Consider the following 11,566-nt stretch of genomic DNA (forward strand, 5'->3'; position numbering starts at 1 on the left):
CCTTTAGATGTGGACTATTGTTATGATTTATTTAGCTTTATTAGGAACACGACATTCTTCTGGAATTGTTGTGGACCAAGGAAGGAGTTGATCTAATTTTTCTTTGTCAGTCAGATTAATATTTGGAAGCTGTTCAAATAAATATTTAAGATAATTGAATGGGTTTAATCCGTTTTCCTTCGCAGTCTCCACAATGCTATAAATGATTGCGCTGGATTTAGCTCCCTTTATGGTATTGCTAAACAGCCAGTTTTTCCTCCCGATTACAAACGGTTTAATGGATCGTTCTGCGCGGTTGTTATCAATCTCTAAACGACCATCCTCTAAAAAAGCTACTAAACGGTCCCATTGATTACGACAATATTTAATGGCTTGCCCAAGTGCACTTTTTGGCAACACTCTTGGGGATTGTTCATGAAGCCATGCCAAAAAAGCCTCCAATACCGGTTGGCTGCGTTCTAAACGTTTCTTATAACGTTCTTCAGGACTAACATCCTTTAAATCCCGTTCTATCGAGAAAAGTTGGTTACAGAATGCAAGACCTTCTTTGGCTTTTACGTGAGTAGTTTTAGCCGATTCAGGAAGAGCCTGCAAAGCTTCTGTGAATTTACGTCTGGCATGAGCCCAACAACCGACCAGACTGACATCAGGGATTCCGTTATAACCGGCATACCCGTCCACATGTAAATATCCACGGAAACCTTCCAAAAATCGTAAAGGATGCTTGGATGCACGGGTTCGCTGGTAGTCATACAAAACAATTGGAGGCCCCATTCGTCCTGTCCGATAAAGCCACATAAATGATTTGGAAGTCGCTCGTCGGTCAGGTTCTGAAAGAACCTGTAAGGTGGTCTCATCCGCATGGAGGATATCCTGATTCAATAGATGGTTACGCATTTGGTCGTAAACAGGACTCAACCAGGTGTCGGCTCCATACAAAATCCAATTGGATAAAGTTTGCCTGGAAATGAATATGCCAAATCGCTCCAGATGTTTTTCCTGGCGATACAAAGGCATACTTTCAACGTATTTCTGCGTCATCGTATAAGCCATTGACGATGGAGATGCCAGACTTCCCGGAAAAACAGGAGCCGGCATTTTCGCCGTGACAATAGGCGTTTCTATTTCATGGCGTTCACAATGACGACAACTATAAACATATTGGACATGCTTTTTCACTTTTACTTGTGCTGGAATAACTTCTATTTCTCTGCGTACTTGCGTACTCATTTCGTGTAGAGGTCCAGCGCAACACGAACAAACCTGTTCCTCAGCTGGCAAACGGTATTCCACCGTTTCAGTAGGCAGGTTTTCTAGTTTTTCATCTCGACGATTTCGCTTCTTCTTGCGTGTATATGTAATGGTTTCAATCGTCGGTTCTTCATCATCAGGATTTGCGGTAGCTTCAGCTTCATTGAAAAGGGACAGTTGGTCTGAATTGGTCTTCTCACTGGAAGAACCAAAACGACGTTGTTGACTTAACCGAAATTGCTCCTCATACCATTTTAGCTTCGCTTCCAAAGCTTCCTTTTCTATTTCAAGCTTTTCGTTACGCGCTTTATAGTATTCAATTGTTTCTTGAGTTTTCATGTCCATGTTTTTCATAGTTCCAGTATACGCAAAAGAATCCGGCTTGACCAGTCGGATTCTCAAGTTTTTTAATTTCATAGAATCGTGCGTGCTTTCACTGTGGGATGGGCTTGTTTTTGTTCGATGGATAAGCCATCTAATAACCAGCGTAGCTGACGAGGACTGATATCCATCGGCACTCCTTCTTGTTCAGATGGCCAGTTGAAAGTTCCTCTTTCTAATCTTCTATAATGGAGCCAAAACCCATTATTATCCCACTGTAGAATTTTAAGTTTATCCCTTTTCCGATTACAGAAAACAAATAAACAAGGGGAAAATGGATCCAAATCGAAGCATTCTTTGACGATGACTGCGAGACCATCAATCGATTTCCGGAGATCGGTGCTTCCACGTGCAAGGTACACTCGTTCAAAATTTGCGTTAGATATCATCGATTTTGAATCACACGCACTACATCGGAAAGTAGATTCAAATCGGTGCCTGGACGTACTTCGATGGACAGTGCACCGTAATGAATAAGGACAGATTCCTGACCCGTATGATGGGAGGAGATTTCTTGGACATCCACCGTCAACCATTTTGATTGATGCTCGTTCGTAGAAATTTCTTCCTCTCGAAACTTTCGAATCCAGTAGTACATCTGATGTATATTTACATCATTGATGCGAGACCACTCAGAAGCACTCAATCCACTTGTTTTCCAAGCATCATACCTGGATTTCCATTCTATTCTTTTGTCAGCATCATTCATAGCATAACCTCCAGCATTTTTTCTATGGAGATTATCTCATGTAACATTCACAACTAGAAGGTGCTGAGTATTTGACGCTTACGACTCTTCTATAGCAACAGCTTCAGAAGTAGCCATCTCACCAGTTGCCTTATAACAGTAATACATTTCATTAAATAATTTTATGTCTCGGCAGTTTGTATTTTCAGCAGCTTCTTGATTACGAGAGGATTTTCCAATCACTTCTTCTGCATAGTTTAAATAATATGAATATTGGTAATAACTTTGATCTCTATTGTTTTTCAATTCCTGACTAAAAATATCTATGCGATGGCTTAGTACATTTAAATATTTATCGACATCAGAAATTTCTTTACTAGCAAATACATTCGACATTAAATATAGATTTCTTATACTCTCCAATGAATAAAAGTACGTATGAAAAGGTCTTGTTTCTGATAATATATTAGTCATAAACTTTTTGTTCTCAAAGTGTTGCTCTAGTTCTTTTGCGATCATTAAATGAACCCAATAAGTAATTTCATCTCTGAATAATATTGTTATTTGGTTTTCTTTCTTTTCATATATGTCTTTTAAATGGTCCAAATTTACTTCAAGATCATATAGATTGCTTAAAATAATAGAGGCATGAAGAAGAATTGGTTTATTATAGTCTAAGTCTAAAAGGTCTTGTTCAGTAAAACTTGAAATGTTATTTTCAATTTTATCTTTCATATCTGCAACCGTGTTATTTATCTTATAATCCAATATTAGAAAATAATAATACTCCACTTGATCATCCTTGCCTGGATTCTCCAGCTTCATAAATACTTTTTTTATTTTTTCTAACCCCTCTGAATCACCAATATATTCCATCATATTATAAACCTGAATCCGTGACAAAACATCTTTACAATGGTCGCAAACCGTTGATACGATAAGGGAAAACGACGTTGACGATTCTTCATCAAGTAGGTGATGTGATGAAAGATTTCCCGATTCGGTTTGTATTGACAGATGAAGCGATTACCCCAAGTGCTGGGCTTGCTCTCGTTGGCTACTTACTCCATCGAACGAAACTGGATAAACGGGTAAACGCACTTCGGCTTCCAACGGTTCGTCGAGAAGTGCACATTTCCCATAGCGATGTCATTCGCTCGATGATTGGCTTGCTTGCCACAGGAAAAACGGATTTCGATCATATCGAAGCGTATCGTCAGGACGATATCTTTTCGGCATCGATGGGGATTCAGCACGTGCCTTCCTCTCCAACCTTGCGACAACGACTCGATCAGCTCGCTTGTCTTCCGATGACCGAAACGATTCTTTGGGAGGAGTCCATACGTCTGTTGATTCAACGACATGCCACTTTGTCCCCTTGTTGGACCAAAGGAAAGACGACATGGCTTCCCCTTGATATAGATGGTTCCCCATTTGACAACTCCGATACGAAAAAAGAAGGAGTCAGTCGAACGTATAAAGGATTTGACGGTTTTACACCGTTGTTTGCGTATGCAGGGAAGGAAGGGTATCTCGTTCATGCCGAGTTGCGTCCAGGGAAACAACATGTGCAAGACAACATGCCCTCGTTTTTAGTCACCGCTATCCGTCGAGCTCGTCAACTGACTTCATCTCGTCTGCTTGTTCGCATGGATGCAGGAAACGATGCAGAAGCGAATGTGCACGTATGCCTAAAGGAAGACGTGGACTTTGTCATCAAGCGAAACTTACGCCGAGAATCGAAAGCGCTTTGGTTCCAGATCGCTTCGCAAAAGGGCAAACGTGTCGATGATGGACAAAGCGAAGGAGTACAAACCTATGAGCTATGCCTTCCACAGAAGGCAGCGATCGATGGAAACACGTATACGTACGTTCAAGTCACCCAAGTGACGGAACGGACGATGGAACGCAATGGACAGCTGATGCTCGTTCCTGATTATGAAGTGGAAAGCTATTGGGTGCGGCTCAAAGGATACGAGCATGTTCGAATGAGCGATGTGCTCGCGTTGTATCATGACCATGCGACATGCGAACAGTTTCATAGCGAACTGAAGAGCGACTTAGATTTAGAGCGGCTTCCATCTGGGAAGATGAAAACGAATGCGCTCGTGTTGGTCATGGGAGCCTTCGTTTACAATCTTCTTCGTCTGATTGGACAAGATCTATTAAGCGATCCGAGACATCCGTTGCACCACAAAGTGAAACGCCGCCGCATCAAGACGATTATTCAGACGGTGATCACGATGGCAGGGCGACTCGTCCGTCGATCACGACAGATCTGGATGAAACTGACGCGAAGGAGTGGCTATAGCGAGCCCCTACTGAACGTCTATCAGAAATGGAGAGAGGCAAGATAACGAACGAATGTTCGGGCACTGATGTCCAACGTCACTCCCTGTGCTTTTTTGTCTATTTTTTTGGTTCGTATACCTAAAAAAGAGATTTGTTCCATTTTCGGAAATAGAGATGACATAGGTCATAAGCATAAAAAGGGTTTTATGGATTATCAATCCATCAAAATTACAACAAAATCAAAGTCGATTTCAATTCATCACGGATTCAGGATGTTTCTCAAATTTCCATTTATTATCAATACCAAAAATAGATGGAGTGTGATAAGAATGAAAATTTAACAAATCCAAATAGTCTATACTATAAAGTGGACAAAGTTGTAATGATGCGAGGCGAAGAAATATATGTTTATGATCAAAACGGCAACAAATATATAGACTGTACGAGGCAATTCACTGATCGACACCCTCGCGCCGAATCATCCCCAGAGTTTTTATTCAAGTTCTCCTCCAAAAATTTTCTAAACAGGAATATTCCCTCTATAAATATTGATTTATCAACGGTTTGACCCGTTTTAGTTGTGTCAAAAAATATTTTTCGACACGATCACTAACATAATTTTATAAATATGCGATTCTCTTACAGTTAATGGGTACGCTCCGCGGTCACTACTGGTTAAATATGGATGTAGCGATAGGTCTGTATACGATATACGATGCACTGTGGATCTCTGCATCGCTTATGATGACGTACCCTCCCATGTCTCTTGGCATCTAGGTGCCCACATTTCTTCGTTAGGTCTAGTCATAAGGCAGAGGCTGGCTAAGCTCCTCAGGGAACTCAAGGTCGAATGGAATAGATTCTGTTGGCTTCTCCGTGTCATCCTGTTGTCTAGTCCGTGTAAAGTATATGGGTGTCAGGCAGCCTTTTCGAGCTTGGGAATGTCCTGTATCATTCGCTTTGCGTCAAATGCCACATGCTTTGTACTGATTGCGTGCAGTACCTTCAGTAATTTTCAGCATAACACCATGATGGATTGCTTCTTACACAATGGATTGTTTGGTCTGTTCTTGTAATACTCGTGCAACAGTCGAAACTCTTCATTGTGACGGATCATGGGCAAAATAACCCGGAAGAGGAGGGTGCGTAATCGCCTTCTTCCTCGTTTGGATATCCGTTTTTGGCCTTTATGCTGGTCGGAGGAGTTTTCCCGTAAGGTCAGTCCCGCTAGTTTTACTAGTTGGCGTGGATCCTGATAGTGAAAAAAGCTGCCGAGTTCCGACAGTAATTCGACAATGGTGGCATCACCCAGGCCTGGAACAGTTTTCAGCCATTGATACTCGACAGATTCCCGGACAAGTTCAGAAAGCTGCCGAGTGAGTTGACTCCAATATTCTTCGAGCTGGCGGTATCGGCGGACAAGTGTGGCTACTTCTATACGGGCCATCTGCGCCCCTCTGTGACGCCAATCGAGGTGCCTGCGAGTTCAATTAGCCTAGCTGCCTTTGGCCTTTGTGGAGCTTTGAACCCTTCACTTTTCCGGTAAAGCTCCAATACCTCATCGGGCTCTTTCCCTGCGAGACCACTTGGAAAAGGGGTATGTTCCAAAGCAGTGAGTGCCATTTTGCCGAATGACGGAAATACCTGCCCAAACTCCGGGAAATATCGGTCCGTCCAATGTATCAGCTGGTTGCTTACGGAACCTAATTCCTCAACCAGCTTAGACCTCAGGCTAGTTCCGACACGCAGATCGACCTCCATCCCTTTAAGGATGCGTGGATAACTGAACCTCCCATCCTTCACAAGGCGTGCGATCACCAAGGCATCTTTGGCATCATGCTTGGTTGGCAAGTTGTCATCCAACTCTTTGGATCGCTTGACATGCATCGGATTCGTCATGACAAGAGAGATCTCCCTTTCGTCCAGGAAATAGGCCAGATTGAGCCAATAATGTCCGGTTGTCTCAATTCCGTTGATGACTTCTGTTTTGCCGAATTCTTTCATAGCTGACAGGATGCGCTGGCAAACCCTTCAAACCCTTGGTTAGATTGTGCAATCGGGAAAGCCTTTTGCAGGATTCGACCGCGATCATCGACAAAGAAGACGTAATGTTTGCGTTTTGCGATATCCATGCCGACTACCAGCGTTTTTTCGGTGACTTGATTAATTTTGTGATTTTGAGTACAATTCATGGGAGTCCTCCTTGATTCTAAATTAGGGGGGCATTTTCGAGAATTGACACCCCGCATCAAACCAAGAGGGCTCTTTTTATGCAAGTCCCCGAAAAAGCTTCTAACAGGAACGCTCCTCATTAAATGCTTTACAATTGTTTTTCGTGTTAAATTCGTACGATTTGCAATTCGGTAATTAAATCTGGTAAAGTGTGATGAACAGTTAAATAGTCTTCGACGCATTCGCTCACCGTTTGTGCATTAACACCTTTCACTCTGTCCCTTGACACTTGTCCTTTTCGGCTTAAAATTCGAATTTTATCAATGCGCGGCATTTTTTGATATTATTTTTTATATTACAGAGAGACTTTTATAGGGTTTTCTACCTCTGGTATTAATAACTGATTACAGAAAAACATTATTTCAGAACCCATATATTTATTTGCTAACGAATAGTTTAGAGAAAAGTTTTTTTGACGTAAACCTTTATACATTTCTTTTATTTGAGGGGTATTATCATATGTTAAAAGCCAGTATTGTGTAATTTTCGTTCTAATTAATTTTGCCAAAAATTCATGATCTTCATGGCTATAATGATTTTCATACAAGTCTCTACCCTTATGATAATAAGGCGGGTCCAAATAAACTAAAGTTTTTTGAGGTAATCCTGGTAATACATCAGTTATTAATTCTGACGCATCTAAATTCAATAAAAGTATTCGATTTTTATATCTGGCGATTTTCTCTATCCTAGAGATTAAATTTTTTTTATTAAATCTTGCATCGATTTTATATTTGCCATTCTGATTTAATCCTCCTATTACTCCTCCACTCAAAATTCCAGATCTATTTGTCCTATTTAAAAAAAATGTTGAAAAACCTAATTCTAAAAGAGAGCAGTTCATAGCATTTTTTTGAACATTTTTTTGTTTCTTCCACTGTTCAACTGTTACTGGGGTATCGCATATCAATTTACAAAGTTCATCCGTTTTATTTAAAACTGAATACCAAAAAGCAAATATAGATTTATTTATATCATTAATCACCACCTTAGTTACATAACCATCTATAAGTAGTGAAAGAGCTATACCGGCTCCCCCAGCGAAAGGTTCTACATATGTCCCATCTAGAAGTTCATTTTCTTTTAAAATTAATTTCACATAGTTTGAAAGTTTTCTTTTTCCCCCTGGATAACGTAAAGGAGAATATCGCCCCATAATTATCACCGCTTACTTTTTATTTATTAGTCTAATTCCATAGCGATTCAACAAAATTTTGTATAGTATCCCATATTAATTTCAAGTCTTTTGATGAAGGTACCATTACCTCATTATGTACATAAGAATGTAATGTATTTATTGAGAAAAAGTGATTTGGATTAGAAACAGCAGTACGAACAGGTTTAAGTTGATTTTTATCTAATTTATTATTTTGTTCCAAATGTTGAGTAACTTTTTTAACTTTATTCCCCAAAGAATCGTTAGGAAAAATTTCAATTCTATTTTTTTTCATATAATGCTCTACACTTAACTCTATAAAAACCCTTAATAATACTGCTACAGCATTAGGAAAATCATCAACATTAATTTCTTTAAGTTCTCTATAAATATAATTTATTCTAATGTTTTCAATATGAATGATAAAATTGCTAGGAATAAGCTTTTTTCTCGTTATTGAAAGATGTTTACTTTTCTTTGCAGATGAGACCGTTTCTTCAATTTCTTCAATAACTACTTTACTTTCATTATATTTTTCATATACCTTCATTTTTTGCTCTTCATTTTGGTTCTTACTATCTTTATTTGGAACAGATACTATTCTATCTTCGGAGAGTTCTTTTTGGTTATTATTAATCTCGTGTTCCGTATTATTTTCATCATTAATTATCTGAATACTTTCGCTAATATCGTTATTTACAAGACTCAATAACTCTACATAATTCTCACGTGATTTCGATTTATCTGGGAGACAGGAAACATCAAGTCCTTTTATATACCTGATTCTATCATCTTTATAATAAATATCAGTAACTTTAATTGTTTCCGATAAAATATCTTCGAATATTTTTTTAATCCCCTTTCCAACTTCTTCTTTAGGCAAATTGGTGTATAGTACTTTGTTTTCAAGTACTAAACCAAGCGCTTCTCTTACATCTGGATCTCCTATTAAACGATGTATATTGGTTATTTTTACTTTTTTTAATTTTTCTTTGTGTACTAAATTTGCTTTCTTAATAAATTCTAAAATTTGATCTTCAGGAGATTTTAGACCTAAGTTTCTTTCAAAACGTTTTTGTTGAGTTCGATCCCAAGAGACTATACCTACCCCATTATTTTCTCCAGTATGTCTTAATTTAATCCAATGATTGGCCTCACTTTCATTTTCTACAACCACGCATCGAATTTCTTCAAACTTTTTCTCATCAAAGTCTTTCCTCAGTTTTTTATACCTCATTTTTTGAAATTCAGAAAAATCAATTAAATCTGGGTTATTTAAAATTTTAATTGCTGTTATTCTACGATTCCCTTCTAAAACCCTATACATTCCATCTTGTTGAAAGTCCTCTATTACTATAGGTAATTCACTTGGATTTAATCCTTTTTCCACGATACTTTTAGCCAACCTATATAATTTGTCATTTTGTTCTAGAACTAACCGCTTTATAGCTTCAGTTTGAGAATTTACTGATTCAAAACGCGGATTTTCACTATTTACTAGCAAATCGTTTATCTTTATGCTTTTTATTTCGGCCATTAATCCTACCTCCTAAAAATTTTGATAGTGTTATAAAAATATAGTATAAAAAATCAAAATAACGAATAATTAGCAGTAAACCCCATATTATATTGGCGTTACTTAACGTCGTTGATAATAAAGTGGGGATAACCTATTCATAGAACAGTTAAAATGATATCGAATTTTCGCAAAAAATATTGTCGATTTTTGTCTGAAAATTAACACATTATTTCAGAATCCCTTTTTCAAATTATTTCGGACGGATTCGGAAATAATGTGCAAAATCTTTGCGAATTATTTTGCAGATTATATCCGAACGTTTGCACATTATTTCGGATGATCAACTAGAATGAGGATAGAGTGGGATGGAACACAGCAGAGGCCGATCGGCCCCTGCTGTGTTAGTACCCCATTTCTTCGGCTGCCATACGAACGATATCTTCGTCAATCATATCTTTTTTCCATTGAGCGCCGTATAACAGGCAAGTAGTGGCGAGGTTAAAGATCGCGTCGAACCAATCGGAATCCTCGACGAACGACACCAAATGCACTTGCGATTGAAACACCTCATGTGGCGTCTTCCCGTCCAACGAGGTATGCGGTTTTCGTTGGTAATCTTTCTCCAACCACTTCCAAAATCGCTCGTTTAGCTCTTCGAGCAACTTCGGTGGATTCATCTTGAGCAACGGATAAAACCGCGTCTGTACAGTGCGGAAAAATCGTTCGATTTTTCCTTTGCTTTGCGGGTCGTACGGCTTGGTATGGATCAAGGTGATCCCTAACTCCGCGCAGGCGTACTGCAAGGGTTCCGCCCGATAAATTTTTCCGTTGTCCGAATAAATTCGTTTCAACTTCCCGTACCGAAGCAGCGCTCTTTGGTCACGATCCGCAACCCGTCAAATTTCTCGGAAGAGAAAAACTGAGTGTACGGCACGACCCGCGAGCAGTCATCGATGTAGGCAATCAAAAATGTTTTTTGCGTTTTGCCATTCACGCAAATCAACGGGTCATAGGATAAGTCCCCTTGCCAGAGCTCATTGACCTGATCGTACACGAATCGTTTTCGTTCAGGAATTGGTAAAATTTCTTTCCCCACGAGGTTGTATTTTTTGCACAACCGATATATAGTAAAGTAAGATACGAGTTGTTTTTCGATTTCCCCCTGCTCAATAAGGTGTTGGTAAAACGCCGTCACGGGCATGTGGGGATGTTTTTTTCTTAGGGTTAAAATATGATCCTCGTCTTCAGGTGACAGCCTTCGGGAATGGCCACGGTCTGACCGTCGTTTCGGCTTCAGTGCCTCAAAGCCCCCTTTTTTGTACTGCGTGCACCAGTCGAGAATCATTTTGGCAGCGATGCGTTCTCTCCATGGTGGGGAACTGGATGGATCCGTTCCGCCACTTCTTTCAGGTACGTATTCACCAATGGAGCGATCAATCCATACCGAAATAAAGCGATCTCATGTCTTATCGACTCATCCATTTAGATCTCCTCCTTCATTCATCCCATTCTAGGACTGATTGGTCCGTCCTGTCTCTATCCTATCGGATCATTCCCCCGACCGTCGAGATGAAAGGTTTGTGTAATCTATAAATGATTCCATGTAAGGGGATGTAAGTAAAATTAGGAACTGAATGTACGTACAAAAAGATGTGTCGATCGGTGCTCCCATATTTCTTGGATGACGGAAAAAAGGCCAAGCTTCTCGATGGCCTGAACCACCATAAGGCTCGTTCTATCGCTTGGACGATGGCAGGGCCAATTTGGCAACACAGTCACCGTCCCCCAACCTTCGGGCAGCGATACCGAGCGATCCAAATGCGATAAGACTGATGCGGCGTCACGGCATTTCGTTCGTAGTACCATGGCGATAAAGAAGTCGTTTTGCCTGGCAATGAGGACAACGCTCAAGAAGTCGTTTTGTTTTCCCCTTTGATGGAAATAAAGTGGTAATTTACATTTTGTCATTAAAACAAAATACATAAGCCGATGATGTATAAAAGTTTGTGTAAAGCATTCTGCTAGATCAAAAGAAAAAGGTAGGGTA

8 protein-coding genes and 2 pseudogenes are annotated in these 11,566 nt (G+C 39.7%); 1 reads left to right on the forward strand and 9 read right to left on the reverse strand.

Features of this window, described 5'->3' with window-relative positions:
• Window positions 1–27: 27 nt before the first annotated feature.
• The 4 genes from NSU19_RS10395 to NSU19_RS10410 all read right to left on the reverse strand — a co-directional run bounded on the left by NSU19_RS10395 (window position 28) and on the right by NSU19_RS10410 (window position 3,196).
• Entirely contained in the window at window positions 28–1,605 is a 1,578-nt protein-coding gene (locus NSU19_RS10395; RefSeq protein WP_339200008.1) for an IS66 family transposase, read from the reverse strand.
• A 59-nt stretch (window positions 1,606–1,664) separates the two neighbouring features.
• Window positions 1,665–2,021 carry an IS66 family insertion sequence element accessory protein TnpB gene (gene tnpB / locus NSU19_RS10400; RefSeq protein ID WP_063389611.1) on the reverse strand — a complete coding sequence of 119 codons (357 nt, stop codon included), beginning with the start codon at window positions 2,019–2,021 and terminating at the stop codon, window positions 1,665–1,667.
• Entirely contained in the window at window positions 2,018–2,341 is a 324-nt protein-coding gene (locus NSU19_RS10405; RefSeq protein ID WP_063389610.1) for a hypothetical protein, read from the reverse strand. Before NSU19_RS10405 ends, tnpB begins: the two co-directional genes overlap by 4 nt.
• Before the next feature lie 78 nt (window positions 2,342–2,419).
• Window positions 2,420–3,196 carry a hypothetical protein gene (locus NSU19_RS10410; protein WP_339196359.1) on the reverse strand — a complete coding sequence of 259 codons (777 nt, stop codon included), beginning with the start codon at window positions 3,194–3,196 and terminating at the stop codon, window positions 2,420–2,422.
• A gap of 107 nt (window positions 3,197–3,303) precedes the next feature.
• On the opposite strand from NSU19_RS10410, the gene NSU19_RS10415 reads away from it, so the two are divergent.
• Window positions 3,304–4,677, forward strand: a complete 1,374-nt coding sequence (locus tag NSU19_RS10415; protein ID WP_044899598.1) for an IS1380-like element ISGsp2 family transposase — start codon at window positions 3,304–3,306, stop codon at window positions 4,675–4,677.
• Between the two features lie 851 nt (window positions 4,678–5,528).
• Here NSU19_RS10415 and NSU19_RS10420 read toward each other — a convergent pair.
• From NSU19_RS10420 to NSU19_RS10440, 5 genes and pseudogenes are all read right to left on the reverse strand, one after another.
• Window positions 5,529–6,804, reverse strand: a pseudogene (locus tag NSU19_RS10420) (IS110 family transposase).
• Between the two features lie 146 nt (window positions 6,805–6,950).
• Window positions 6,951–7,118 carry a hypothetical protein gene (locus NSU19_RS10425; RefSeq protein WP_339196361.1) on the reverse strand — a complete coding sequence of 56 codons (168 nt, stop codon included), beginning with the start codon at window positions 7,116–7,118 and terminating at the stop codon, window positions 6,951–6,953.
• Between the two features lie 21 nt (window positions 7,119–7,139).
• Window positions 7,140–8,000 carry a DNA adenine methylase gene (locus NSU19_RS10430; protein ID WP_339196365.1) on the reverse strand — a complete coding sequence of 287 codons (861 nt, stop codon included), beginning with the start codon at window positions 7,998–8,000 and terminating at the stop codon, window positions 7,140–7,142.
• Between the two features lie 31 nt (window positions 8,001–8,031).
• Entirely contained in the window at window positions 8,032–9,537 is a 1,506-nt protein-coding gene (locus tag NSU19_RS10435; RefSeq protein ID WP_339196368.1) for a ParB N-terminal domain-containing protein, read from the reverse strand.
• A 482-nt stretch (window positions 9,538–10,019) separates the two neighbouring features.
• Window positions 10,020–11,001, reverse strand: a pseudogene (locus NSU19_RS10440) (IS481 family transposase); the annotation flags it as partial.
• Between the last annotated feature and the right edge of the window lie 565 nt (window positions 11,002–11,566).

The organism is Aeribacillus sp. FSL k6-2211 (assembly GCF_037966125.1).
Lineage (GTDB): Bacteria > Bacillota > Bacilli > Bacillales > Aeribacillaceae > Aeribacillus > Aeribacillus composti.